The sequence below is a fragment of the Bacillus cereus group sp. MYBK216-1 genome, from assembly GCF_051916495.1.
GTDB classification, from domain to species: domain Bacteria; phylum Bacillota; class Bacilli; order Bacillales; family Bacillaceae_G; genus Bacillus_A; species Bacillus_A thuringiensis_K.
Genome location: NZ_JBQAGT010000001.1, coordinates 606,048 through 631,512 on the forward strand (window position 1 = coordinate 606,048; position 25,465 = coordinate 631,512).

The following is a 25,465-nucleotide window of genomic DNA, read 5'->3' on the forward strand; positions in this document are numbered from 1 at the left end:
CTGAACCCTGCTCATGCTTAGTTATCATATTTAGAGAAGGGGCGATTTAATGCGTGCGGTAAACTGGAACAAAAAAGAAGATGATTTTAGTTTAATGTTTTGGAAGCAAAACATCGCTCAGTTTTGGACAGAAGAAGAAATTGCGGTTTCGTCTGACAAAAATACTTGGGTGCAATTATCGAAAGAAGAGCAAATTGCTTATAAGCGTGTATTAGGTGGTTTAACACTTTTAGATACGAAACAAGGTGGCGAAGGAATGCCACTTGTACTTGTTCATCTTGAAAATTTACAAGCGAAAAGTGTATTAGCTTTCATGGGAGCTATGGAAGAAGTACATGCGAAAAGTTATAGTCACATTTTCACAACGTTAGCTACAGAAGAAGAGATTGATGATATTTTTGACTGGGTAGACAATCATCCGTTACTTGAGAAAAAAGCTGGTATTATTACTGGTTACTATCGTCGTTTATTAAAGCCTGAAGTAACAAAAAAAGAGTTATACATGGCAATGGTAGCAAGTGTGTTCTTAGAAAGTTACTTATTCTATAGCGGATTCTTCTATCCACTTTACTTAGCTGGTCAAGGAAAACTAACAGCAAGTGGTGAGATTATCAACTTGATAATTCGTGATGAGTCAATTCACGGCGTATTCGTCGGTATTTTAGCACAACAAATCTTCGCAGAACTTTCTGCAGAAGAGCAACAAGAAGTGCAAAAAGAAACACAAGAGTTATTAATGGAACTATATGAAATTGAAATGGCCTATACAGAAGAAATTTACACTTCTATCGGTCTTGTAGAAGATGTAAATCGTTTCGTTCGTTACAATGCAAATAAAGGGCTTATGAACTTAGGACTTGAGCCGAAGTTTGAAGAAGAAGAAATTAACCCAATCGTTTTAAATGGTTTACGTACAGATACGAAAAACCATGATTTCTTCTCTGTAAAAGGAAATGGTTACGTAAAAGCAACGAACGTTGAAAAGTTAGCTGACGATGACTTCGTGTTTAACTTTTAATATAGGATTATAAAGAAAAACTGTCTTATTCATTGATAAGACAGTTTTTCTTTATAATTTTGTTTACATAACACTATTATTTTGTATAGCGATTTATATTGGGAAGTTCTATTCGTTTAACGGATAGAACTTTTTTGTAATTAAATGGGTATTTACAAACCTTTTGTATCGGTGTATTATTTAACTAGTACACCGATACGAAAGGAGGGAAGAAATGAAAATAGAGTTTTCTCCAAATACACCAATTTACATTCAGGTAATGGAATACATAAAAAAAGAGATCGTAACAGGACATTTATTGCCTGGTGATAAAATTCCCTCTGTCCGTGAATTAGCGAGTGAATTACAAGTGAATCCAAATACGATTCAGCGTACATTTCAAGAGCTAGAACGGGATGGAGTTGTTGTAACACGTAGAGGAATGGGACGGTATGTAACGAATGAAGGGGAGAAAATTATGGAGCTGCGAAAAGAGATGGCGAAAGAATTACTTCATTCTTTTATAGATGGAATGGACAATTTAGGTTTTTCAGAAGAAGAAATTCTTACAATTCTTCGTTCTTCATTACATGATAAGAGGGAGGAGAGCCAATGACAAAGCTATTAAAAATAGAAAACTTATGGAAGAGATATGGATTAAAAGCAGTGATCCGTGAATTAAACATAGAGATTACGGAAGGGAAAATCGTTGGGCTTGTTGGAGATAACGGGAGCGGGAAAACGACGTTATTGAAAATGATTGCAGGCTTGCAATATCCTTCTGAAGGTAGGATTACAATAGATGGTAAAAAGGTAGGGTTACAGTCGAAAGAAATCGTTTCATTTATGTCCGATAAGCCAGTCTTTGATGATTGGATGACTGTAAAAGATGCTTTATTTTTTTACCGAGATTTTTATAAAGACTTCGATATTCAAAAAGCAGTAGATACGATTGCAGAATTTAAAATACCGTTAGAAGAAAAAATTACAGCATTGTCAAAAGGTATGGTTGAGAAGCTGCAGATTATTTTAACGTTTTCTCGAGAAGCGAAGCTATATGTACTGGATGAGCCATTGGGCGGGATTGATCCTCTTTCTAGAGAACATGTATTGGATCTAATTCTACAGTTCTATAGGGAAGATTGTACGATATTAATTTCCACTCACTTAATAAATGAAATTGAAAATATTTTTGATGAAGTGATCTTTTTAAAAGATGGAGAAATGGTTCTATATGAAAATGTAGAAGAAATTCGTTTTCAGAGAGGAAAAGCAGTTCATGAATTTTTTAAGGAGGTGTTTAGTAAGTGAAGTCAGTACTTTCCTATTTATGGAATGTAAATAAGAAAAGATATATTGTTACTTTTTTACTCTTTGTGCTAATTGAAGCTGTGTTATTTTCACAAATGATTGTAAGAAAAAGTGATGCGGCTATCAGTAGACAAGAGGGCATATTTGGAATCATTATGATTATATTTTTCTTTTATATTGTTTATATGTTTATACAAACAATGAAATCATATTCACGCTTACTGACTAATCCAATGTTACGACTTACAGCAATATCTGGGAAACAATATGTAATTTCTATGCTTATTTTCTCATTTATTGCAATGGCTATATGGTATGGGATATGTGGAATTCTTTTCTACGTAAGTTATGTATTAGCTTTTCCTACGACTTCTGTATATGTAGAGGCAAAAGAGATTATGCAAGTAGGCATAATTAATAATTTAATATATATGATAAGTGATTTATTTGAGTTTTTGTTTAGTGTGTTACAAATTATATTAGTAATTACTCTAGTTAAGTTACTTACGAAAAAGAAAAAGGCGCAAAATATACTAATTGTTATTATTTTTCTAGTAATAAATATAGCGATTACTTTAGCGACAACCTTGCTAGGAAAATTAGCTCCAGCTTTCCAAGTATTACGAAGAGTAGAATATCATAGTGAAAGCAAGAGTTTGTTTATTAATATGTTTCAAGAAAATGGATTTAACATTTTTAATATAAGTTTCATGGTAATGGTTAGTGCTCTAATAATATATGTAATTGCTTATATTATCGATAAAAAACTAGAAGTCTAAAGGAGGAATCAGCATTGGGAAACGTAGTAGTAAAGTTAGAGAATGTTCGAAAAAAGATTGGTGGAACGGAAATTATTCGTGGTTTATCATTTGAGGTTCGTGAAGGAGAAGTATACGGATTCCTTGGGCCGAACGGTAGCGGTAAGACGACGACGATCCGTATGATGACAGGTCTTATTTCAATGACAGAGGGCGATATTACAATTTGTGGACATAGTATTCGCTCGGAGCGTGAAAAGGCGCTAGAGCAAATTGGAGCGATTGTAGAAAATCCTGAACTATATGATTATATGACAGGAATGCAAAACTTAAAGCATTTTGCGAACATGGCCATTACACCAATTAGTAAAGAGCGCATTGCTGAGATTATAAAGCTTGTTGAATTAGAGCATGCGATTCATAAAAAGGTGAAAACATATTCACTTGGTATGAAACAACGTTTAGGAATTGCACAAGCATTACTTCATCAGCCGAAAATCTTAATTTTAGATGAGCCGACAAATGGATTAGATCCAGCTGGTATTCGCCAAATTCGTGATTATTTACAACGTTTAGCGAAAGAAGAGAATATTGCTGTAATCGTATCAAGTCACTTATTGAGTGAAATTGAATTAATGTGTGATCGCGTCGTTATTATTAAACAAGGTGAGTTTGTTCAAGAGTACAACTTACATGAAAAAGTGAAACATGATGAGGCAGTCGTTGTAGCGTTTGAAGTAGATGAAGTTCAGAAAGCGAATGAAATCATTAAAGGCAAAGCAAAAGGGAATGTAATTGTAGCATCTGTAACAAAAGACAACATTCCGCAACTTGTAAAAAAACTTGTTCATGCTGATGTGCTTGTATACGGAGTTACTGTTCAAAATAAAACGTTAGAGGATGAGTTCTTAGCGATTACTGGGGGAGTGAAAGCGTAATGTTTAAATTAATTCAAAATGAATTTTTAAAGTTGCATGCGAAAAAAGGTATGTATATTTTAATAGGTGTAATTGCTTTATTGGAGATTTTAGGAACAGTAGTATTGGCGAAATGGGGCGACGCTGGTAGCTTAAGTGGATCTTACTTAGATTTTGCGAGTTCAAATATCGGCTTAATTATGATATTCACAACGATCTTTGGAATTACAATAGCTTCTCGTACAATTACAGATGAATTCCAAAAAGGAACGATTAAGCAATTATTAATTCGTCCAAGAAAACGAATGACAATTTTATTTTCTAAATATATTACAGTATTATTAACGATGTTATTTATCGTATTTGCTAGTACGTTAATTGCTTTGATTATTGGTGTAATTGTAATGGACGGTAGTAAAACTGAATTAACGTTAGGAATTGTTTTAAAAACAATATTATATCAGCTGCTATCACCATTTTTCTTTGCAACACTTGCATTTTTCTTAGCAAATGTGTTTAGAAAGTCTGTATTACCAATAATTATTACGATGTTTCTATTATTCTTACAAGGTACAATTAACATGGTATTAATGATGTTTGCAAAAGGTGTAGCGAAGTTTGTAGTATTCAGCCATTTGGATTTAAGAGCTTACGACAGCAATAAATTAATTAGTGGGGGAGTAGAACCTACATTTACAGAATTTACATTTACAACTTCATTATTACTTATAGCTGCATACTTTGTTGTATTACTTGTAGCATCAAGTGCATTATTCCAAAAACGTGACGTATTATAATAAAAGAAATCCCCGCTTGTAAAAACGGGGATTTTTATTACATAAAATTCACTTAGATTGAAACTTGAAGAACAGCGATATGGTATTTTAAGAGATATGCTGTTTGAAATGATTTGAGAAAAATAGGAAGAGTTTCAACTATATTCATATTATAATTTAGTTATCCTGCTATTTATAGGGAAAGGATTGCCTATAAAGTACTGATTAAAGTTTTATTGTATTTTTACTATCTTTGGGGGTGTTTTATATGCACTATGCATTTTCACGTATAAGGCTACGTAGCTTTTTTGGATGGATGATTATAGGGGTGCTCCTTATAATGATCCCATTAGGTCTAGCAAATGTTTCTGAGAATACGATGGAGGTTATTTCACAAATAACTGTATTTTTTGTATTTCCGTTACTTTGGCTATACGTAAAAACAAATAAAAATAATGTTGTATTCAACAGTTTTTTTGATAAGCCAGGACGTTTACCTTGGGGATTAATTGTATTAGCAACGATAATGGGGATGATTTTTTCAGTTGGCATATCTCAGATTCAATTTTACATATTAGCACATACGTTACCGAATTTCTTAGTTACTATGCTAGAAGACGGAAATGTTATTAATACGAGTAACGTATATATGACGATATTTACTTTCATTTCAGCATGTGTGTTAGCACCTATTATGGAAGAGGTTATTTTTAGGGGATTTTTCTTACAGCGAATGGCTTATAAATGGGGAATTAAAAAAGCTGTAATTATATCTTCAATTATTTTTGGCCTAGGACATTTTGATGTTATTGGTGCGTTCATGTTTGGTATGGTTATGTGTCTTTTATACATAAAGACAAAAAATATATGGACGAATATAGCTGTGCACGCTCTAAATAATTTGATTGCAACAAGTATACAATTTTTCAGTGGAGAAGAAAGTGGTACAATCTCAATTACTGAATTACAAGCGCAAAGTAATTTATGGATTGGTATCGGTCTTACGCTTGTCGGATTACTTTGGTTAATTCCTTATATTGGGAAACAATGGCGTACAGTAAAAGAAGTTGGCGTGCCACCAGTACGTTTTATAAATGAGCAAAAAGTAGTGAATGCATCACAAGAGAATGAAGTGTATAGTCAAGTGATCGTAACCGATAGATTGATGGCCATAGAGTTACCAGATGAGGCTGTAAATAAGCTTAGGTTAGAAGAAAATGATTATGTAACAGTATCTGTAGAAGAAGATAAAATCGTTATAAAGAAAGCACATAGTAGATAATTAAAAAGTAGCTCCTAAGGAGCTACTTTTTAATTTGTAATAATTTCCACTCGAAAATTATTACCGTTCTTTACATATTTAATATCTGTAACAGTGCGGACCGTCTTTAAAATCTCCACTTTTTCACCAATTCGCGGGATGGTTGGAACATTGTCCCAAATACCAAGCAAGTCATCTAATTGTGCCGTTTTTTCATAAAACCAGATTTTCAATGTAAAGCCCCTTTCTCGAACTTTATGTATTTTAATACATAATATATTATTTTTATTCTTATTGTAAGGGGTTTTTTTATATTTTATGAATAAAAATAAATTAATCTTCTGGGAAGATATGTTCAATATCAGGAGTAAGAGATACTTCTGATAATACGATATGAGAAACGGTCGTTGCATATGAAGAAACATCATTGATAAATTCTTCAAGTTCAACGAGTGAAGGAACAGAAATTTTTACAATGTAGCATAAGCTTCCTGTTACTCGGTAACAAAAACTTGCAGATGGATAAGACTGAATAAATTGTTGCATACGTGTTGTATCACCATTTTTTAAAGTAATTTCTAAAATACAATCTAAAACGAGTCCAGCCTTTTTATAATCAATATCGATTGTGTATTTTTGAATAACACCTTCGCTTTCGAGCTTACGAACACGTTCTGAAGTAGACGGAGCAGATAAGTTTACTCGTTTCGCCAATTCACGCATCGAAAGGCGACTATCATTATATAATTCATTTAAAATTTTTCGATCAACACGGTCTAATTGCATTTGTAAATATACCTCCAGTAAAATAATGATTTTTGTAAAGGAAAAATATAAATTAAGATTCATATGAAATGTAAAGTGAACGTTATTTATTTTACAATAAAACAGAAGGAAATAGGAGGGGAAATGATGGAGAGAATTTCATTATCAAATGTAGGAGATACAAAGTTTCAAAAGTTATTAGGGCATAATTCGGATATATTACATTCGTGGAGTACGTTAGAAGATACACTGTACAATAAAGGAACTCTTTCAGCAGAGTTGAAGGAGCAAGTGAGAAGAACATTAGCGTATGGGAATGAATGTCCGTACTGTATGGCAAAGGGAAGACCTGATGATGTGCAAAAGGCAGAGGAGATTGGCGTAGCCGTTACTTTTGCGCATACATTTGTTCATGACCGAAAAGCAATAGATGATACTATGTTTCACGTATTAAAACAATATTGGACAGAAAAAGAAATTGTAGAGCTTTGCGCCTATGTTTGCTTTATTACTGCGTCACAACAACTTGGTTTTCTATTTCAATTACAGCCAAATTAAGGGGAAATGATGACAAATCAAATAGCACTTATCATAATCGATGTACAAAAGGCGTTTCAATTACCAGATTGGGGCGAGAGAAATAATATTTTTGCTGAAGAAAACATGAGAATTTTATTAGAAGAATGGAGAAAAAGGAAACGACCAGTTTTTCATATTCAACATGTAAATAAAGAAAATGCTCAGTCAATGTTTTATGAGAGAGCGGAAACGGTAAACTTTAAAGAAGAAGTGCAACCACTACTTGGTGAAGTGGTTATTCAGAAATTCGTTAACAGCGCGTTCATTGGGACAAATTTAGAAGAGCAATTAAGAAAGAACAAATGTAATGCAGTAGTGGTTGTAGGATTAACGACAAATCATTGCGTGGAAACTACGACACGAATGGCAGGGAATTTAGGATTTACAACGTATTTAGTGAGTGATGCAACGGCTACTTTTAACCGTAAAGGTTTAGATGGTAAGGAGTATAGTGCAGAAGATATTCACAATATGACACTTGTAAATTTACATGAAGAGTTTGCTACGATTGTGACGACAAAAGAAGTATTAAAATTATTTTAAGAAAATAATTGCGAATTATGTAGAAAAAAATAAGAATATTTCGTATAATCTAAGTACAATCATTTTGAAAATAGGGGTGGCATCATATGGAGCAAATTTCAGTAAAGAAATTAGAAGAGGTACTTGTTGTAGCAGGTGATGATAAACAGAAGCAAAAGGAATTTTATGAATTGCTCTTATCTACTGAGTTTTATGTTGCTGGTTCACTAGAAGCAGAGGACGGGGCAACAGAAGGAATACTTCGTTTGCGTCATTTCCAAGGAGAAGGTAGATGGATCGTTCCGTTCTTTACACAAATGGAATTTGTAAAAGATGTGTTGCCAGAAGGAACGCCCCTTATTAAGATACGTGGGAAAGAGTTATTTGGTAGCATTGAGAAAGATGCTACAGCTGTATTAAATGTTGGCACTGATATAAGTAAAACATTTATTCCAGAAGAAATTGCAGATATCGCATCTGGACGAATTTTTAACTATTATAAATAAAAGGAAAAGCGTAATCGCTTTTCCTTTTTAATTTGAACACGGGGTGGCTACGCCGGAAGCAATAGAGAGTGTTTTATTATGTGTACTTATTGTAGCTGTAGCTCCAAGAGGAATCCCAATGTTTGGACTTATATGTCCAATTGGTAAACCGAATAGGACCGGTATATGATATGGTGCGAAATATTCATATAATATTGCTTGCAATGATTGAGATGGCTTTGAAGGAGTGCAGTCGTGACAACTTGTAAAAATAACGCCCCTGCATTCATTAAACTTTCCAGATAAAAGTAGCTGATTTAACATACGGTCAATGCGGTACGGTTCTTCACCAATGTCTTCAAGTAATAAAAGTGTATTGTCCGTATTTATCTCGTAGGGCGAGCCAATTATACTTGTTAACACAGCTAAATTTCCTCCAACTAACGTACCTGTAACTGTACTGTGAGAGCTAGGTACGATACATTCTGATGCAGATAAAATGGTTGAATACGGATGGAATAGCTGATTGAAAGAGGATAAAGATAGGGAATCAATACCTTTTCCTAGTTCTTCAATCATCGGACCATGAAATGTTATAAGCTTTGCATAACGTGAAACAGCAGTATGTAAAGCTGTAATATCGCTATATCCCCAAAAGATTTTAGGGTTTTGCCGAATGATTTCATATTGAATGTGAGGGAGGAGACGAGCACTTCCGTAACCACCTCGTGCACAGAAAACGGCCTTCACTTCATTATTTGTAAATGCTTCATGTATATCGTCAAGCCGAACTTGATCACTTCCGGCTAAAAATCCATATTTCTCGTAAACGCTCTTCCCGATTATTATGGATAACCCCATCTCTTGTAATACATTCACACCTTTTAATACATTTTCGATTGTAGGTGGACCAGATGGTGCAATGATCATTACTGTATCACCTTGTTTTAATGCATTTGGATAAATCATTAAGCTCAGCCTCCTTCTCTTTCAATATATTCGCTTCATATGAAGTTCAACCCTTGCAAAAGCAGGGGAAAGCTTATCAAATAAAGAAGATATAAGGGAAATAGGAGGGAAAATGATGTTTACAAGTCGAGTAACAGACATATTAAAAATTGAGTATCCCGTTGTTCAAGCCGGTATGGCAGGCGCGATTACGACGCCAGAACTTGTTGCAGCAGTAAGTAATAGCGGAGGATTAGGGACGCTTGGAGCGGGCTATATGAGCCCAGAACAAATTCGTGAAGCGATTTATAGAATAAGAGAACTAACAGATAAGCCTTTCGGTGTTAATTTACTTGTAACGAAAGAGATACAAATAGAAGAAGAGAAGGTAAATGAGGCGAAAGTATTACTAAGCGGAGTGAATAGAGAATTAGGTATAGAAGTAGAAGGAACGTTAAAGCTTCCAAAAAGCTATAAGGAACAATTACAAGTGCTATTAGATGAAAAAGTACCGGTCGTTAGCTTTGCATTTCAAACGTTAGAAAAAGAAGAAATAAATGATTTAAAAAGAAGTGGAATAAAAGTCATCGGAACAGCTACCCATGTGAAGGAAGCGAAAGTACTTGCTGAGCTAGGAGTAGATATTATTATTGGGCAAGGTAGCGAAGCAGGAGGGCATAGAGGAACGTTTATTGGGAAAGAACGAGATGCTATGATTGGTACGTTTGCGTTAATACCTCAGTTAGTAGGGGCTGTTCCGCATACCCCAATTGTCGCAGCAGGTGGTGTAATGAACGGACAAGGGCTTGTTGCGGCATTGGCACTAGGAGCAGAAGGTGTTCAAATGGGATCAGCCTTTTTAACAAGTGAAGAGAGTATTACGCACGATGTGTATAAAGAAGCGGTTTTACATAGTACAGATACGAGCACAACTGTAACTCGTGCGTTTTCCGGGAAATATGCACGCGGTATTCGGAATGAATTTATAGAGAGACATGAAGGAAAAGAAGAAGGGCTTCCCATGTATCCAGTGCAAAACGTATTAACTTCTAAAATACGCAAAGAGGCAGCGAAGCAAAATAAGGAAGGATATATGTCGCTTTGGGCAGGACAGGCAGCATCATTAGCTCGAATCGAATCAGCTCAGCATGTAGTGGAGCGAGTTATGAAAGAAGCAGAGAATGCAATCGAACAATTACAAAATATATACAAAAAGACCACTTGAGTAATTCAAGCGGTCTTTTCATTAGTTTGCTTTATAAAACTGTTGGATGGCTTCGTCGATGTAAACCCAGCCTTTCCAACCTAAGTGCATATGATCTTTTAAGAAGTATTTATCGTATTCATGATTTGAGAAGTCGGCAATTGGATACCCAGCTTTTTCAATTTGCTCATGAACTTTCTTATAGTATGCTTCGCGGCGTTCTTTTGGGAAGCCAGCGTAGTCGTACCAAGGACCTTTGACAGGAACAGAAATGAAGAGTGGTTTTGCACCAGATTGTTTTAATAAATCAAGTACAATTTGTAAATCTTCATATTCTGGCGATTGGTCATAAGCATCATTTTTTAAGTAACCTTCACGTTGTTTTAATTTTTTCTTAATTTTGCTATTGAAGTAACCATCTTCGATACCATATTCATTAGATCCAGATTCTGCTGCACCTGTTTGATCTGCATGTTTACGAGCCTCTTCCCAGTTCATTTGTTTTAATGAAGGGTCAAGCTTCTCTTTGTGCGGTTTAATATTAAACATAGCTGTAAATAAATCTTTACGATCTAAAATGTTACGGTAAATATAAGCGAAAGGTTTAGCAGCAAGTGCTTTTACTTTATACTTCGTATCATCATAAGCGATACCTTCAAGCGAAATTTTTAATAAAGTTTCTTTTTTTACAATCTCAAAGTTTAATAAACGCTTTGCAATTTGTTTTTTCATTTCAGGTTTTAAATCATTGTTGAAAATGAAGTGGTAACCTTGTTGTTTTGAAAAGTTAGGTGCAAAGTGCGTTTCGTCAATACCTTGTGGTACAAACCATTGCGGAGAAAGAACGAATACCATTTTCTTATCTTTCAATTGATCCATTGTAGATGCGAAGTTTAACACATGTACAAGGTCTTGTGTTCCGCCGCGTCCAAGAAGGAATGGCGTAAATCCTTCAGGCTTTACTTTAAAATAATTAGATGGATGGAAAGCATCCATACGTGCGAATTCCGATGAACCGTACATCGGAAGATATTTTGGATCTGCTAACATCTTTTGCTGTAAAATCATACTTTGAATTTTTTCTTCTTTTAAAGAAGTAGCAGCTTGTTCTACTTTTTCATCACTTAAAAGTGGAAGTAGGAAGCGCGTTGGAATAAGTAAGAATACAGCAAAAAGGGCCAATGCTAAAAGCATCGGACCAAATTTTGCTTTGTTCATCGGATTTCTTCCAACTTTTTAATAACCATGTTTGGTGTAGCCCACTCGTCACGGTCAAAATCAGAAATAGAAACTTCAATATCTAAACGCTCTTGGAATTCAACTAATAAAGATACTACAGCGAAAGAATCAAGGATACCTTCTTCAAATAATTGAACATCTAAGTTTTCTTTCACAATATCGTTTTCACATACTTCTTCTAAAATATCTAAGACTTGCTCTTTGAATTCTGCCATTTTTAAAATCTCCTTTATATCCGAAATTATTATATGTGCAACTTCTTAATGGAATAAGAAGGGTGCATTAAAAGTATCTGTTAAGGTGTCCAGAGAAGATTAGGAAACCGAAACATACAACGTGGAACGTAATTACAATCGCAAGGATGCGTGTAAATTTATTGTTTGGCCAAAACTTATGCTTTTTGTTTTTTCGTTCGAAAATATCGAATAAAATAAACAGTGCGGCATGGTATAGACCATAAATAATATACTGCGCAACAGCGCTTCCTTGGATATGCCAAATTCCCATAATGAAGAAGTTTAAAAATGCACCGATATACGAAATTGTGTAACGGTTCTTAATTAACTTTTTCTTCGTTGCAAAAAAGACGAAACGCATGTAAATAAAATCACGGAACCAGAATGATAAACTCATGTGCCAGCGGTTCCAGAAGTCTTTAATATTACGACTAAGGAATGGCTTATTGAAGTTTTCTGGCGTTTTAATTCCCATCATATAACTTACACCAATTACAAAAGAGCTATAACCAGCAAAATCAAAGAATAGATATAAGCTATAGCTATACATGTAAATCATATTTGAAAATATTGTATCGTGTTGAGCGAATGCTGGGTCCATACAATATTGCTTTATTAAGTAAGCAATAATAAATTTATACAAGAAACCTTGGAAAATACGATTTAGTCCTGTATATAGTAAATTTTGATATTCTTCAGCGCTAGGTGGCTTTTGAATATCTTTTTGGAATCTTCGGTAACGATCGATAGGTCCTGTTGAAATCGCAGGGAAGAATAAAACGAATTCCCAGAAGTTAAAGAAAGAAAGCTCTTTAATTAAACCATCACGAACTTCAAATACCATCTGAACTGCTCTGAATGTTACGTAAGATATACCTAGAAAAACAACAAGTTTTAACTCAGGTAAAAACGATGCAAACGGTGCGATTTTTGCCAAAATAAGAGGCAAAATCGATAAAATAACAGCTATGCAAAATGTGAATGTACTATTATTTTGTTTTCTTAAAAGTAAATAGCCTTTAATTAGGGCATATTGCCAAATAATAAATGCGGCTAACATAATCGCTTGCTTCGGTTTATCTGAGAAGATAATAGCAATCATGACTAATGTTAATACTGCATTATATTTACGCAACATTTTACCTTTTAATCCAGCTATGATAGTAGGTATTAATAAAATGCCCACTATAGCGAAAAAATAAAATGATCCATATGCGGTCATGCTGTAACCTCACTCAATAATTTTTTGCGATCTACCTTTCCATTTGGTGTCATTGGAATAGAAGATTGATACATGAATTTACGTGGAATCATGTAGTTTGGTAATCGCTCATTGAGTTCTTTTTTGATTGCAGATGTTAATTTGAATTCTTTTTCAAATGAATGTTCTCCAGGAACAACAACCGCTAATAAATAATCGTATTTTTCACCTTTTTTAATTGGAACGATAACTGCACCTTCTACGTAAGAACACGCACGAAGGTGATGCTCAATTTCTTCTAATTCCATTCGATAACCATGCAGCTTAATTTGGAAATCAAGACGACCATTATAGAATAGAAGACCATTTTCAACATAGCCAGCATCGCCTGTTTTATAGGCGCGCTCACCGTCAATCATAGTAAATGCTTTTTCTGTTAATTCAGGGCTTCCTAAATATCCAACGCTTACGCTTGGACCGACAATTACGATTTCACCTTTTTCACCATCAGGTGCAATCGTTCCATCTTCTTTCATAATAAGAAGGCGGCAGTCTGATTTACAGTAGCCAACTGGAAGTGATTTGTATTGATCAAGCACTTCTTCTGTAACGTGAATACCTGTTACAGCGACAGTAGCTTCTGTTGGACCGTAAGTATTCATAATTGTTGCTTTTGGGAAACGCTCAATTAATTTTCTAGCCACTTCATTTGGTAACACTTCACCGCAGAATAAGAATGTTTTCATGTTCGGTAGCATACTCTCAGAGAAAGATGCTTCCATTAAACACATTTCAGCGAAAGAAGGTGTGGAAGTCCATACTTGAATATCCGATTGCTCTAAAGAAGCAAACAAGTCTTTTGGACGCGCAATCATATCTTTATCGATTGCCCAAAGTGTACCACCTGTTACTAATGATGGGTAAATATCCATTACAGATAAATCGAATGAGAAAGGTGCTTGATTTAAGAATACCTGCCCTGTTTGTAAGTTGAAATCTTCTACAGCCCATTTTGTAAAGCTAACAAGGCAGTTATAAGTAATCTGAACCCCTTTCGGATTACCTGTGCTTCCTGATGTGTAAATAATGTAGAAGTTCTCATCACCTTTTACCGCATGTTCAGGATTTGGAGTGTTCCCTTTATGAGTAAAGAAAATATCTTTTAAGTTGTCTTCACTTACGATGCGAACTGGTAAATCAGTTACAGTTACTGCTGTTGCCGATAAAAGTAATTTCGCACCAGAATTTTCAGCAATACGTTGTACACGATCAGCTGGGATAGATAAATCTACAGGAATGTAAGCATGTCCAGCTTTTACACATCCTAAAAAGTTAATAATCATTTCAGGTTGCATATGGCCATACACCATAATTGGTGAACGATCGTCTGGATACTCAGAAGAAATCCAATGTGCTAACGCATCAGAATCTTCCTTTAATTGTTTGTACGTAATTTTCGCATCTCGCCAAACAAAAGCGGTTTGATCAGGCGTTTCTGCAGCCCACTTTTCAATTTGTTCTAATAACTTCATAACGTTCCCACCCTAGAATTCATTGTAAATAAATGTACTTGTGTTTGTATCATGGAATCCATACAACCAAAGTAATGCAAATAAAATTGCAAGATAATAAACCGTCTTTGCAACCCATTGTGTGAGTGGTCGAGACCATATCTCTTTTAATCTTTCCATGTCTTTCCCTCTCTTAATGAAATAATAGCTCTTTGTAGGTATCATGTCCTACATTATTGTGAAAAAAACAAAATCCCACATTTTAGGTAAAAATAAGTCAAAAGGCTCTTTTTTGATATTAGCACTAAATACTAAAAAAGAAAATCCCTAACTTAGCAATTATATTACATTCAGCATGAATTTGTAATGGGTTTGACATGTAAATAGAAAGGAGATTGTGTGAATACATAAAAGTGGACTATAAGAATACGTAAAAATACAGTATTTGTTTTTATTAATCATTCAAGATGGAGTAAACTTTTAAATTTCTAGTTATTTTGAAAAGGAGGAAATTATCATGAATAGAGTGTGGAAGAATCTAATTTCGGAAGAAAATATCGTGAAATGGAGAAGGCACTTCCATAAGTATCCGGAATTATCATTTCATGAAAAAGAAACTTCGCAATTTATATATGATACATTATGCTCATTTTCTTCTTTTGAAGTAACGAGACCGACGAAGTATAGTGTACTAGCAATTAAAAGAGGTGTGAAGCAAGGGAAAGTAATTGCGATTCGAGCTGATATAGATGCTTTGCCAATTCAAGAGGAGACAAGTAAATCTTATACATCTGTGAATAAAGGAATGATGCATGCATGTGGGCACGATGCTCACGCAGCTATTTTATTAAGCACAGCAGAGGTGCTATCAAATATAAAGGAAGATTTTGCAGGTGAGATTCGTCTATTCTTTCAGCACGCAGAAGAGGTGTATCCCGGTGGGGGACAAGAAATGGTTGAGGCAGGTGTAATGGACGGTGTTGATTATGTAATAGGTTTACATGTTATGTCTGGATTAGAAAGCGGAAAGATAGGAATTGCGTATGGGCCGATGATGGCGGCACCAGACGTATTTACAGTTGAAATTCAAGGCAAAGGAGGACATGCGGCGCGGCCAGAAGAAACGATAGACCCTATTGCTATCGGAGCACAGATTATTACAAATTTACAACATATCGTATCAAGAAATACGAGTGCTTTTATGCAAAGGGTTATTTCAGTTACACAATTTCATGGGGGAACGGCTGACAATATTATTCCTAGTACAGCAACTTTAATGGGAACCGTTCGTTCATTTAATCAAGCATTGAGGGGGGAAGCAGAAGGGAAAATCGAGAAAATTGTGAAAGGAATTACAGAAGCACATGGAGGATCGTATACATATACGTATCGATATGGATATGATCCGGTTATTAATGATGAATATATTACGAAAATAGTAGAAGAAAGTGCACTACATTTGTTTGGGAATGAGCGTGTTGTGAAGCTTGAACCTTCTATGGGTGGGGAAGATTTTTCAGCATATTTAAGAAAAGCACCCGGTTGTTTCATTAAATTAGGAACAGGTAATGAAAATATATATACTTGTTATCCACATCATCATCCGAAATTTGACGTGGATGAATCAGCATTAATTTGTGGAGTGGAGCTATTTTTAGAGACGACTATAAGATTACTAAAATCATAGAAAAACAAAAAAAGGCAACTGCACTCTATTGCAGTTGCTTTTATTTCTTTCCGTCAGAGAGGGCTGAGAAAGAACTATGCTCATTCATAGTATATGAATAGCTAACGGACAAGCTTGTACATTTTAATCATTTTTTTAAAAATAGTTGTTGACATTGATAATCAATGTCAATTAATCTAAATGTAGTTGAAATTGATAATTATTATCAATGGGATGGATGCGACATGTTAATGAGAAAAAATTTTCACCTTCTGCGGAGGGGATTAAAAGATAAAAATAAAGATGTTGATCAGCATATGGAATGGCAAAGAAATGTAATTCGGTCTGAATATGTAGATGAGAAGAAGAGCATTCAAACAGAAAAAGAGATACAAAGTAAAGGGAGAGGTTCAGTTGAGTAAGTTAGTAATGATTTTTGCAAGTATGAGTGGAAATACAGAGGAAATGGCTGACCATATTGCCGGCGTAATTCGTGAAACAGAAAATGAAATTGAAGTTATTGATATTATGGATTCACCAGAAGCTTCTATATTAGAACAGTATGATGGAATTATTTTAGGTGCATACACTTGGGGAGATGGTGATCTTCCTGATGATTTCTTAGATTTTTATGATGCAATGGATTCTATTGATTTAACTGGGAAAAAAGCAGCAGTATTCGGATCGTGTGATTCGGCTTATCCGAAATACGGAGTGGCAGTTGACATTTTAATAGAAAAGCTACAAGAGCGCGGGGCAGCAGTTGTGTTAGAAGGACTAAAAGTAGAATTAACGCCAGAAGATGAAGATGTAGAAAAATGTTTACAGTTTGGAGCTGAATTTGTAAAACACCTTTCTTAATGGCAGAAGGGAGATGAAGAGCAAGTGCATGAGAAAATCTCAATCAAAACGATGACAGATTATCATTTGTATGATTTTATGCGTTGTCCGCATAAATTTTATTTTCGTCATATAAAAAGAAGAGAACCTTCTTCATTTGAATGGCAACAAATAGCACAAATGATTGTCAATCAAATTATTAACGAGTATTACACGCTACCTGCGGGTCAACAAACGAAAATTGTACTTTTAATATTAATAGAAAAGTATTGGAAAAAAGTAAGGATTAATATGTTTGCTTCGAAGACGGAGTACTATATTGTATTAGCGAAGCTAACGGATCACTTATTACAGTTTGTTGAAAAGGATGATAGTCAGACACCACCATTGTTTTTATACGAGAAGTTTCAAACATATATGGAAGAGTTAGGTGTCCACATGTCATTGACATTTGAAGTTGGTGAGTGGAGTGCTGAGTCGTTTGTAATTAAAAAGTATGTTGTCGATGCAGATGAGGAAATGCTTGCTCTTTGTCAGAAGCTAATGACAGTATTCAGTTATAAAGCTTTCGGCGTTCTTCCAGGAAAAATTGAAGTTATTAATTTAATAGAAGGAACTAAGTATGAGTACATTCCGAAACAGGAAGATATTATATCTGGAATGGCTGATTTATCTAGAATGAAAGAAATGTTGCAACAACCGGAGCATTATACAGAGCGTCATTTTCGTTCTGAGTGTATAAGTTGTGCGTTTCGTAGTGAATGTCAAGGCGAAGAAGTAAAGAAAGAAGCGAAACAGAAGAAAAATATAGTTCATTAAAGGATGCAACTTTGCATCCTTTTTTGTTATTGACATGAAAAGCTTTTCATCATTTACGGTATATTTGTAGCAGACTTTAATAAAGTGAAACTTTAATCAGTGGGGGGGGCCATCACCCACTGATTATCAGTCCTCACTAATCGGGCTACCCACAAATAGCGGGATAAAGGGAGGAATAATCAATGAAAGATGAAACAAAAGTATTTCAATGGTTAAAAGAACAAAATGCTCCTTTTGAAATTCAACTGCAAATTTTACAGGCATTTCAATTGTATAAAGTTATTGTTGAAATGGATAAAAAGTTAATGATGTATGAGGAGAGAGTATATAGGGAGAGAATGTAATCTCATCCCTGTAATATCGTTTTTAGCTGTTCTGTACCTGTAATGAATTCGAGTTCATTCTCTGACTCAAAGTTATAAATAATATTATGTAGTAAAGGACTGTATTGATAAAAGATAGTAATGCGATGAATGAGTAATGGGTCATGATGAGAAATAAGTGTACTGTACTGTTCATATACAGATGTAGTAAACTCATGTCCGAAATCATAATATAGTCCTGCGAAATCAAAAGCAGGATCGCCAATTTGCGCATCACCAAAATCGATAACACCTGAAATGCTTTTGTTCTGCTTGTTAAATAAAATGTGATGATGTGTAAAATCAGCGTGAATGATTGTGTTTTGAAAAGTGGACGTATCTAAACATGCAAAGAAATTTTCAAATAAGCGATTTAAGGCTAGTTTCTGTAATGAAGTAAGGTTAGTAGTGAGATATTGGTTTAATTTTGTTTGTAGCTCTTTCCAGTAGGTACATGTTTTTTCAATAGAGAAACATAGCGTTGTAACTTGGTGTGAAGGAATACTATGTAGTACCGCAAGGAAAGTAGCTAATTGTGTAATAATTGCTTGAAGCTCCGTATCCTCCAGTTTGGCAACGGTTTCTGTTTTTAATGGTTCACCATGAATGAGAGTATAGTAACTACAAAGAGGAACCTCATCAGATTCATTTTTATAAATTAGCTGATATTGTGGAACTTCGATTTCTTGTAGTGATTGAGTGAGAATTGTGCATAGTTCTTTTTCTAGTGGAATTCGCATTGCATATTCCTGTTTTCGCGGGAAACGAAACAGTAGCTCATCATTTACTATAACTGCTACATTATCCCATCCTTCTTCATTTTGTTTATATGAATGTATAGAAAGATTAGGCAAAGCTTCTTTTATATAATGTTTGTAAGAGTCCATAATTGTTCCTCGTTTCTGAGTTAAGTTATTCTACTTTATGATATCAGAATTTTCTTTCTATATGTTAAAATATAGCTATCATTATGAAGAAGGGCGGGAGTATTACGAAAAAAAGACTGTTAATCATTTCTCTATGTATCGCTTTTGTATTGTTTTGGTCATATAAAGAGGAGGTTTTTGCTACCTTTAAACCGATTGATCAGTACGAATTAAATAAGGAGTTAAAGAACAAAAGTATAGAAAATTTAACTCATAATGAAATGAAAAAGGTAGGAGAGTATTTTGTGACCGAGCAACTATCAGTATTTGAGTTTACTAATAAAGAAGATGTAAAACGAAAAGGTGAAGAAATATTTTTAAATAGAGGGTATGAACAATTAATGGGAAATTATGATCCAAATCGTTTTCAAGATTTAGAGTATAAATTTACAAACGAGGAGATACGTGAAGAGACAGATGAGAGTTTTCTCTATCAAGCTGTAGCGTACGTTGTGGGTACTGAAAATGGTAAGAGAAGCGAAATGAAATTGAATTATGAAGTGAAAATTGTAAAGGTTAATAATATATTTATGGTGCTAGAACAAAAGCAGCGCATACAATAAAGGAAATTCATTGCTGAATAGAACATTTTGGGAGATGTACTACTTAATGCGGAATAAAAAGGCCCTCAAGGAATCAAGGGCCTTTAAAGATTTTCATTTTGTTGACCAAGTTCTTTTTGAGCAATATATAAATTTCCTTGCTCGACTTGTTTAAGGGTATGAACAGAATCTCCTGCATATTCTTTTTGTGCTTTAACAATTCTTTTTGAACGATTGGAATCTTGTTTCTTCATATAATAAGCCACCTTTCATCAAAAATAAACGAAAATGATAAGTATGAGTAATACAGCAGCGAAAATGGTAATGCCCATTAAAAACGAAGTGTTTTTATATTTAGGTGGCTTATGTACATCTTGCCGATACCCAGGTGAAATTTCAGGGGCAAATTCTTCATCGAATGATTGCTTTTTTTCTTTTTCGTCCATATGTATCCACCTTTCTTTTTCATTATCGTATACGTTACAAGAAAAAATATGCATAAAGAAAACAGCCGCTTTATTATTAGCGGCTGTTTTGTGTTATATATTTTCGTTGTACTTGAAAAAGACGGATAAGTAGGAAGGCAGCGCCAAATGCTAGACCGATAATAAGACCGATCCAATAGCCTTTCGCGGCCCATTCTGTATACGTTGCTAATATGTAACCTAGTGGTAGACCAATTATCCAATAAGCAATTAAAGTCATAATTAGAGCAACATTTACATCTTTATAACCACGCAAAGCTCCTTGTACAGGGGTTGCAATTGCATCTGAAATTTGAAATAAAATTGCAAAGATAAGAAATTCTTTTGCTAAATGATGAACTTTTGCATCTGTCGTATAAATAGAAGCAATTTGATCATCAAAAAAGTAGAGAAGAATCGAATATAATAAAGCAAAGGCAAGGGCTAATCCAATTCCAATCAGTCCGTATTGTTTTGCATTATTGTAACGTTTTGCTCCAACTTCGAATCCAACCGCAATAGTCATTGCCATTGCTAAACTTAGCGGAGTCATATATAACAAGGAAGCAAAGTTCATAGCTGCTTGGTGAGCTGCAATAGTTGTCGTACTAAAATTACTCATCATGAGCGTTACCGCAGCGAAAATACTTGTTTCAAAAAAGATAGCAAATCCGATAGGGACGCCAAGTTTTAAGAATGCTGTCCAACTCGAAAGAGAAGGTCGGTATAATTGTTTGAAAATGTTGAAAGAGGCAAAAGGCTCTTTCGTCTGAATAATAATGACTGTAATAATTAAAATGCACCAATATGTTGCAGTGGAAGCAATTGCTGCTCCGACACCACCAAGCTTTGGGAAACCGAAGTTACCAAAAATTAATAGGTAATTCAATATTACGTTAATTGGTAATGATAGTAATGTAATAATCATCGTTGTTCGAGTTTTTCCTAATGCATCAATAAATCCACGTAAAACAGTGTAAGTCAATAAAGGTATAATTCCTATTGCGATAATACTTAAAAATTGCGCTGCAATACGTTCCACAGGTTCTTCTAAGCGCATGCCATTTAAAATAGGTGAAACGACGAAGAAACCGATGAGGATAACAACGAAGCTAGCACAAATTGCTAAATAAACTGCTTGTATGACAACGTGGGGAACGTCCTCTTTTTTCTTGGATCCAACGAGCTGTGCAACAATGGGAGTAGTAGCCATTAAAATTCCTGTTAACCCCGTACTAACTGGAATCCATATACTTGTTCCAATTGCAACACCTGCTAAATCAGTTGGACTTGCATGTCCTGACATTGTTGTATCAAAAAAACTCATCGCAAATAATGACATTTGCGTTACGAAAATCGGAAAAAATAGTAATACAAATTGCTTTAACTTTTGTGAGAATGAAGTAGTTTCTTTCATAAAATCCCCTTTCCGTATAAAAAAACAAACTCTTACTATCATACAATTTAATCAAAGATTAGAAAAGAAATACGCGCCTACAACATATGAAGCCAATAAAAAAAGGATGCACTTTGAAAAGGGATAAGGTATTATGATAAGGTGTGAAAAAATTACATATTATTTGTTATTAAGGAGGCACTACTTGTGGCTGATTGGTTAATTGGTTTAATCATGGGTGCTGTTGAAGGGTTAACAGAGTTTCTACCAGTATCATCAACAGGACATATGATTTTAACAGGACATTTAATTGGATTTAACGATGAGAGAGCGAAAGTTTTTGAAGTTGTTATCCAATTGGGATCGATTTTAGCAGTTGTTGTTATATTTTGGAAGCGTCTATGGTCGTTAGTTGGAATAGGTAAAGTAACAGACGGACCATCGTTAAATTTATTACATATTATTATCGGGATGATTCCTGCCGGGGTACTTGGCGTATTATTCCATAGCACTATTAAAGAGGTTTTATTTGGTCCAGGACCAGTTGTTATTAGCTTAGTAGCCGGTGGTATTTTAATGATTGTTGCTGAGAAGTTTTCGAAACCAAGTACAGCAAGAACGTTAGATGAAATCACATATAAACAGGCATTTACAATTGGAATGTTCCAATGTTTAGCTCTTTGGCCAGGATTTTCTCGTTCTGGTTCTACAATAAGTGGTGGTTTATTAGCTCGCGTGTCGCATACAGCGGCAGCTGAATATACGTTCATTTTAGCGGTACCGATGATGGTAGCTGCAAGTGGCTTAGATTTAATTAAAAGCTGGGATGTATTAAGCTCAGCAGATATAACGCTATTTGTAACAGGATTTGTAACTGCATTCGTTGTTGCGATGCTTGCAATTGTTTCATTCTTGAAATTATTATCTCGTGTAAAACTAACACCGTTCGCTTATTATCGTTTCATTTTAGCTGCGGTATTCTATTTCTTCATTATGTAAGAATAAATTATCGGTAATCCCCTATAGAATAGACACTTGAAAAAAGTCTATTCTATAGGGGATTTCTTTTATAGGAGGAGAAAATAAAATTTTCGCTCTCATTTACTTGTATTTCACTATGTAAAATATGACATAATGATTTTATTAGTTAAACCAATCGGGCTTTTACGGGCAGCCCGCCCCCCACCTAACTTCTTTGCTTACGCTGAATTTTGAGGTGGGGGTCTTACTGCCCGGCAAATAGCGGGATAAATAAAATTTATAGGGTATTTGAGAGGAGCAGTTTAGTGAGTTTTGCAATAGAAATAGTAATTCCAGCACCAATTGATGTCGTTTTTGATTATGTAAATAATGATGAGAAGATATTGGAATGGAGTACCTTTATGGTAGAAAACAGGTATCCTCCAAATGTAGATATAAACAATCCTCGTGAAGGGGATAAATATATATCTGTGCAAAAGATGGGTAAGAAAATATATGAGTTTGAGGCAGAAATTTTAGAGTGTGAAGCACCTTATATCGTATCAATTGGATGTGAAATGAAGCAAGGCTATACAGTCGCAACTTATATGTTAGAAGAGGATGAAGAAGGCACATCACTTACTTTAATTATAGAATTTGAACCGAATAATTTTTTATATAAGATTATGTATAAGTTGACTGGGTGGATGACTCGTGGAGTCTATATGGGGGAGATAGAGCGTCTAGCAGAGTGCGTAGATGCCGCATATTCTCAGAAAAAAGGATTATAATTTTGTAAAATAAAAAACCTGCCGAGCTCGGCAGGTTTTTATTTTACTACTTTTTCCATCATGTTTTCCATTACATGTTCCCAAAGAGAAGTATCATCAGCTAATGTAGCACGGAAATTAGCATACATTTCTTTTTGTTTTTCTTCGAATGTTGGATCTTCTTTTTCAGGTAATGTAGCGCGCATTGAAGTTACTAATTCTTGTACTTTTGGAGCGCGTGGTCCCCAAACAGCTTGTTCATTTCCGTCTTTATCAATGAAAATAAAGATTGGAATCGCACGTGCTGTTCCATTTGTTAAATATTGATCCATTAATTCTAAGTTTTCATCGCGAATTAATAAACTCATATCAATATTTGCAACTTCAGAAATGCGTTTCATAACAGGTACGCATAAAAGAGCATCGCCACACCAATCAGCAGTTAATACGATAACACGCCAGCCATCATTTTGACGTTCTTCTAATACAGGAAGTAATTCATTTGGAATTAAAAAGTTATTGTAAATGTGTAGTAGTTCGTATTGGTTTACTTTCATTTCATTCACATATGTATCAAAGGACATACCTTTATCAGCCCATTGTTGTAAGTTCATAATTAACACCTCTTTAGTAAGATTTGCTTTCATTGTACCAATTTTTATATAGAAAAGCTTGTATTCTTACTCTTTCTTGTCACTTAATAATTTATTTAATAGAAAAAAGAATAGTACGACACATAATTCAGTTAAGTTAGACATTTGTACGCTTTCTATCCAATCATCAGCAGTATGAATGACGAACCAATCTAGTGTAATTTCAATGAATGAGAAAAGAGTGATAGAAATCAAATTTGGCATGTTTTGAGTCAATGGATATAGCAGCGCTTTGAAGAAACTGAAAATAAATAATGTAATACTATCTAAGAAAGTGATTAATAAAAAAAGAGAAGTAAAGTAGTACGTGAACTATACGCTATACCTGTAATTTGAAAGATTCCTACATATACAAAAAATATAAATGCAAAAACTATAATGAGAAAAAGAGCAATAATACTAATGATAATTGTTTTATCTTTTAGGCTGAGATTTGAGAACCTCTCCTTCTCATGCATTAAAATACCCCCTTTTTCTGAAAGGTGACTTCGTTTTATCATGAAATACATATTAAAAAACTACGAATTATGGGAAAATAAGGTGACAAAAAGTAAGATTTCATGTAAAATTATTAATAAGGTTTTTATTTAACTAAATGAAATAAAAGGAGCTGTCAAAGTTGTCTCAAAATCGAGAGCAATTAATGGAAGAACTATCGACAAATGTGTTTGCTATGTTTCGCACGTTGCGTAATGATATTGGAAAAATATTCGGTGGTTACATACCGTGGAATGAATTCATCGTTCTGAGAATATTAAATCGTACGAATAAAGAAATGGTATCGCGTGTAGCAAATGAATTAAATGTGTCGAATAGTCATATTACAGCTGTTACAGAAAAATTAATTAATAAAGGTTTTGTAACTCGTTCACGTTCTACATCAGATCGCCGAGTTGTGTATTTAGAGATTACAGAACAAGGGAAAGATTTAGTTTCGAAAATGGAAGATGCGAAAAAACAATATTTACAAGAAAGATTCTCTGCACTTTCAGAAGATGAAATGAATGTAATGATTTCAATTTCCCAAAAACTTATTTAAGTGATTATAAACAAGAAAACGTTTACGTGATGAAATAGAAGATCTTCCTTATATATGGGAGATCTTCTTTCGTGTGTAATAGATGTTAATAAATAAAATGTGTATGAAAAAAGATAGAGCGCCATACTACTAATACAAGGAAGGAGGGAGAAGTATGACGAATCGTAACGGTAGTAAAGGGAGCGGTAATCAAGGGTCACCAAAGTCCGGCCAATTTAATCAGGAATTTAGCACTGAATTTGAAACTGGTAATGATAATAAAGGAAAAGAATATCGTTCTAAAAAAGGGAGTAAATCAAAAAAGGAGTGAAATAATTC

Annotated in this window: 34 protein-coding genes and 1 pseudogene; 21 read left to right on the forward strand and 14 right to left on the reverse strand. The window is 34.4% G+C overall.

What is annotated here, in order from left to right; translation table 11 throughout:
- Positions 1–49 precede the first annotated feature (49 nt).
- From nrdF to ACTFRH_RS03245, 7 genes are all read left to right on the forward strand, one after another.
- Positions 50–1,018: a class 1b ribonucleoside-diphosphate reductase subunit beta gene (gene nrdF / locus ACTFRH_RS03215; RefSeq protein ID WP_001203025.1), complete on the forward strand. Its 969-nt coding sequence runs from the start codon at positions 50–52 to the stop codon at positions 1,016–1,018.
- 214 nt (positions 1,019–1,232) lie between these two features.
- On the forward strand, positions 1,233–1,613 hold the full coding sequence (locus tag ACTFRH_RS03220; protein WP_000687512.1) for a GntR family transcriptional regulator: 381 nt from the start codon (positions 1,233–1,235) through the stop codon (positions 1,611–1,613).
- Positions 1,610–2,308, forward strand: a complete 699-nt coding sequence (locus ACTFRH_RS03225) for an ABC transporter ATP-binding protein (RefSeq protein WP_000163898.1) — start codon at positions 1,610–1,612, stop codon at positions 2,306–2,308. Before ACTFRH_RS03220 ends, ACTFRH_RS03225 begins: the two co-directional genes overlap by 4 nt.
- Positions 2,305–3,087, forward strand: a complete 783-nt coding sequence (locus ACTFRH_RS03230; RefSeq protein WP_000843923.1) for a hypothetical protein — start codon at positions 2,305–2,307, stop codon at positions 3,085–3,087. Before ACTFRH_RS03225 ends, ACTFRH_RS03230 begins: the two co-directional genes overlap by 4 nt.
- A gap of 14 nt (positions 3,088–3,101) precedes the next feature.
- Entirely contained in the window at positions 3,102–4,004 is a 903-nt protein-coding gene (locus ACTFRH_RS03235; protein ID WP_000528786.1) for an ABC transporter ATP-binding protein, read from the forward strand.
- Positions 4,004–4,780: an ABC transporter permease gene (locus tag ACTFRH_RS03240; RefSeq protein ID WP_000475437.1), complete on the forward strand. Its 777-nt coding sequence runs from the start codon at positions 4,004–4,006 to the stop codon at positions 4,778–4,780. The genes ACTFRH_RS03235 and ACTFRH_RS03240 overlap by 1 nt, the downstream gene beginning before the upstream one ends.
- A gap of 247 nt (positions 4,781–5,027) precedes the next feature.
- Positions 5,028–6,041 carry a CPBP family intramembrane glutamic endopeptidase gene (locus ACTFRH_RS03245; protein ID WP_000558820.1) on the forward strand — a complete coding sequence of 338 codons (1,014 nt, stop codon included), beginning with the start codon at positions 5,028–5,030 and terminating at the stop codon, positions 6,039–6,041.
- A 29-nt stretch (positions 6,042–6,070) separates the two neighbouring features.
- Here the strand turns inward: ACTFRH_RS03245 and ACTFRH_RS03250 are convergent, their stop codons facing one another.
- Together ACTFRH_RS03250 and ACTFRH_RS03255 are read right to left on the reverse strand one after the other, a co-directional pair.
- The gene (locus ACTFRH_RS03250) at positions 6,071–6,253 is read right to left on the reverse strand and encodes a DUF3913 family protein (protein ID WP_000707107.1); all 183 of its coding nucleotides are present in this window, start codon (positions 6,251–6,253) and stop codon (positions 6,071–6,073) included.
- A gap of 100 nt (positions 6,254–6,353) precedes the next feature.
- Positions 6,354–6,806 carry an Lrp/AsnC family transcriptional regulator gene (locus ACTFRH_RS03255; protein ID WP_001175505.1) on the reverse strand — a complete coding sequence of 151 codons (453 nt, stop codon included), beginning with the start codon at positions 6,804–6,806 and terminating at the stop codon, positions 6,354–6,356.
- A 126-nt stretch (positions 6,807–6,932) separates the two neighbouring features.
- On the opposite strand from ACTFRH_RS03255, the gene ACTFRH_RS03260 reads away from it, so the two are divergent.
- The 3 genes from ACTFRH_RS03260 (at position 6,933) to ACTFRH_RS03270 (ending at position 8,392) form a co-directional block, all read left to right on the forward strand.
- A complete protein-coding gene (locus ACTFRH_RS03260; protein ID WP_000439757.1) occupies positions 6,933–7,343 on the forward strand; it encodes a carboxymuconolactone decarboxylase family protein in 411 nt (136 codons plus the stop codon).
- Positions 7,344–7,352: 9 nt separating this feature from the next.
- A complete protein-coding gene (locus ACTFRH_RS03265; RefSeq protein WP_000184437.1) occupies positions 7,353–7,907 on the forward strand; it encodes a cysteine hydrolase family protein in 555 nt (184 codons plus the stop codon).
- Between the two features lie 86 nt (positions 7,908–7,993).
- Entirely contained in the window at positions 7,994–8,392 is a 399-nt protein-coding gene (locus ACTFRH_RS03270; protein ID WP_000435263.1) for an SseB family protein, read from the forward strand.
- Between the two features lie 27 nt (positions 8,393–8,419).
- On the opposite strand, the gene ACTFRH_RS03275 is transcribed toward ACTFRH_RS03270, so the two are convergent.
- Positions 8,420–9,340, reverse strand: a complete 921-nt coding sequence (locus ACTFRH_RS03275; protein WP_000640060.1) for a S66 peptidase family protein — start codon at positions 9,338–9,340, stop codon at positions 8,420–8,422.
- Positions 9,341–9,455: 115 nt separating this feature from the next.
- Between ACTFRH_RS03275 and ACTFRH_RS03280 the strand changes: the two genes are divergently transcribed.
- Positions 9,456–10,544, forward strand: a complete 1,089-nt coding sequence (locus ACTFRH_RS03280) for an NAD(P)H-dependent flavin oxidoreductase (RefSeq protein WP_000495284.1) — start codon at positions 9,456–9,458, stop codon at positions 10,542–10,544.
- Positions 10,545–10,565: 21 nt separating this feature from the next.
- Here ACTFRH_RS03280 and dltD read toward each other — a convergent pair whose 3' ends face one another.
- From dltD to ACTFRH_RS03305, 5 genes are all read right to left on the reverse strand, one after another.
- Positions 10,566–11,741 (reverse strand): D-alanyl-lipoteichoic acid biosynthesis protein DltD, encoded by a 1,176-nt coding sequence (gene dltD / locus ACTFRH_RS03285; RefSeq protein ID WP_001030268.1) that lies wholly within the window; start codon positions 11,739–11,741, stop codon positions 10,566–10,568.
- Complete coding sequence (gene dltC / locus ACTFRH_RS03290) at positions 11,738–11,977, reverse strand: D-alanine--poly(phosphoribitol) ligase subunit DltC (RefSeq protein ID WP_000807310.1); 240 nt, start codon at positions 11,975–11,977, stop codon at positions 11,738–11,740. Before dltC ends, dltD begins: the two co-directional genes overlap by 4 nt.
- Before the next feature lie 67 nt (positions 11,978–12,044).
- Entirely contained in the window at positions 12,045–13,220 is a 1,176-nt protein-coding gene (dltB, locus tag ACTFRH_RS03295) for a D-alanyl-lipoteichoic acid biosynthesis protein DltB (protein WP_000127930.1), read from the reverse strand.
- Positions 13,217–14,731, reverse strand: coding sequence for a D-alanine--poly(phosphoribitol) ligase subunit DltA (gene dltA / locus ACTFRH_RS03300; protein WP_000770505.1), 1,515 nt, complete (start codon positions 14,729–14,731; stop codon positions 13,217–13,219). Before dltA ends, dltB begins: the two co-directional genes overlap by 4 nt.
- A gap of 12 nt (positions 14,732–14,743) precedes the next feature.
- The gene (locus ACTFRH_RS03305) at positions 14,744–14,890 is read right to left on the reverse strand and encodes a teichoic acid D-Ala incorporation-associated protein DltX (protein ID WP_000440293.1); all 147 of its coding nucleotides are present in this window, start codon (positions 14,888–14,890) and stop codon (positions 14,744–14,746) included.
- 337 nt (positions 14,891–15,227) lie between these two features.
- On the opposite strand from ACTFRH_RS03305, the gene amaA reads away from it, so the two are divergent.
- From amaA to ACTFRH_RS03330, 5 genes are all read left to right on the forward strand, one after another.
- Positions 15,228–16,397: an N-acyl-aliphatic-L-amino acid amidohydrolase gene (gene amaA / locus ACTFRH_RS03310; RefSeq protein WP_001082782.1), complete on the forward strand. Its 1,170-nt coding sequence runs from the start codon at positions 15,228–15,230 to the stop codon at positions 16,395–16,397.
- Between the two features lie 164 nt (positions 16,398–16,561).
- Entirely contained in the window at positions 16,562–16,798 is a 237-nt protein-coding gene (locus tag ACTFRH_RS03315) for a hypothetical protein (RefSeq protein ID WP_002163903.1), read from the forward strand.
- On the forward strand, positions 16,791–17,237 hold the full coding sequence (locus tag ACTFRH_RS03320; RefSeq protein ID WP_000041153.1) for a flavodoxin: 447 nt from the start codon (positions 16,791–16,793) through the stop codon (positions 17,235–17,237). Before ACTFRH_RS03315 ends, ACTFRH_RS03320 begins: the two co-directional genes overlap by 8 nt.
- A gap of 24 nt (positions 17,238–17,261) precedes the next feature.
- The gene (locus tag ACTFRH_RS03325) at positions 17,262–18,035 is read left to right on the forward strand and encodes a hypothetical protein (RefSeq protein ID WP_000544573.1); all 774 of its coding nucleotides are present in this window, start codon (positions 17,262–17,264) and stop codon (positions 18,033–18,035) included.
- Positions 18,036–18,217: 182 nt separating this feature from the next.
- Entirely contained in the window at positions 18,218–18,379 is a 162-nt protein-coding gene (locus ACTFRH_RS03330) for a hypothetical protein (protein WP_000651086.1), read from the forward strand.
- A 2-nt stretch (positions 18,380–18,381) separates the two neighbouring features.
- On the opposite strand, the gene ACTFRH_RS03335 is transcribed toward ACTFRH_RS03330, so the two are convergent.
- Positions 18,382–19,284, reverse strand: a complete 903-nt coding sequence (locus tag ACTFRH_RS03335) for an aminoglycoside phosphotransferase family protein (RefSeq protein WP_000378987.1) — start codon at positions 19,282–19,284, stop codon at positions 18,382–18,384.
- A gap of 83 nt (positions 19,285–19,367) precedes the next feature.
- Here ACTFRH_RS03335 and ACTFRH_RS03340 point away from each other — a divergent pair, with 83 nt between their 5' ends.
- Positions 19,368–19,886 (forward strand): hypothetical protein, encoded by a 519-nt coding sequence (locus tag ACTFRH_RS03340; protein WP_000715256.1) that lies wholly within the window; start codon positions 19,368–19,370, stop codon positions 19,884–19,886.
- 83 nt (positions 19,887–19,969) lie between these two features.
- Here the strand turns inward: ACTFRH_RS03340 and ACTFRH_RS03345 are convergent, their stop codons facing one another.
- From ACTFRH_RS03345 to ACTFRH_RS03355, 3 genes are all read right to left on the reverse strand, one after another.
- The gene (locus ACTFRH_RS03345; RefSeq protein ID WP_000743732.1) at positions 19,970–20,119 is read right to left on the reverse strand and encodes a hypothetical protein; all 150 of its coding nucleotides are present in this window, start codon (positions 20,117–20,119) and stop codon (positions 19,970–19,972) included.
- A gap of 18 nt (positions 20,120–20,137) precedes the next feature.
- On the reverse strand, positions 20,138–20,311 hold the full coding sequence (locus ACTFRH_RS03350; protein ID WP_000343558.1) for a hypothetical protein: 174 nt from the start codon (positions 20,309–20,311) through the stop codon (positions 20,138–20,140).
- A 76-nt stretch (positions 20,312–20,387) separates the two neighbouring features.
- The gene (locus ACTFRH_RS03355; RefSeq protein WP_000665555.1) at positions 20,388–21,746 is read right to left on the reverse strand and encodes an MATE family efflux transporter; all 1,359 of its coding nucleotides are present in this window, start codon (positions 21,744–21,746) and stop codon (positions 20,388–20,390) included.
- 186 nt (positions 21,747–21,932) lie between these two features.
- Here ACTFRH_RS03355 and uppP point away from each other — a divergent pair, with 186 nt between their 5' ends.
- Together uppP and ACTFRH_RS03365 are read left to right on the forward strand one after the other, a co-directional pair.
- Positions 21,933–22,724, forward strand: coding sequence for a bacitracin resistance undecaprenyl-diphosphatase (gene uppP, locus ACTFRH_RS03360; RefSeq protein ID WP_000796266.1), 792 nt, complete (start codon positions 21,933–21,935; stop codon positions 22,722–22,724).
- 287 nt (positions 22,725–23,011) lie between these two features.
- On the forward strand, positions 23,012–23,476 hold the full coding sequence (locus tag ACTFRH_RS03365) for an SRPBCC family protein (protein WP_000006434.1): 465 nt from the start codon (positions 23,012–23,014) through the stop codon (positions 23,474–23,476).
- 38 nt (positions 23,477–23,514) lie between these two features.
- On the opposite strand, the gene ACTFRH_RS03370 is transcribed toward ACTFRH_RS03365, so the two are convergent.
- Together ACTFRH_RS03370 and ACTFRH_RS03375 are read right to left on the reverse strand one after the other, a co-directional pair.
- Complete coding sequence (locus ACTFRH_RS03370) at positions 23,515–24,102, reverse strand: thioredoxin family protein (RefSeq protein WP_003300531.1); 588 nt, start codon at positions 24,100–24,102, stop codon at positions 23,515–23,517.
- 33 nt (positions 24,103–24,135) lie between these two features.
- Positions 24,136–24,566 (reverse strand): annotated as a pseudogene (locus ACTFRH_RS03375) (YrvL family regulatory protein).
- Between the two features lie 161 nt (positions 24,567–24,727).
- Between ACTFRH_RS03375 and ACTFRH_RS03380 the strand changes: the two are divergent.
- The gene (locus tag ACTFRH_RS03380; protein ID WP_000081444.1) at positions 24,728–25,147 is read left to right on the forward strand and encodes a MarR family winged helix-turn-helix transcriptional regulator; all 420 of its coding nucleotides are present in this window, start codon (positions 24,728–24,730) and stop codon (positions 25,145–25,147) included.
- 154 nt (positions 25,148–25,301) lie between these two features.
- Positions 25,302–25,457, forward strand: a complete 156-nt coding sequence (locus ACTFRH_RS03385; protein WP_000184928.1) for a hypothetical protein — start codon at positions 25,302–25,304, stop codon at positions 25,455–25,457.
- Positions 25,458–25,465: the final 8 nt, after the last annotated feature.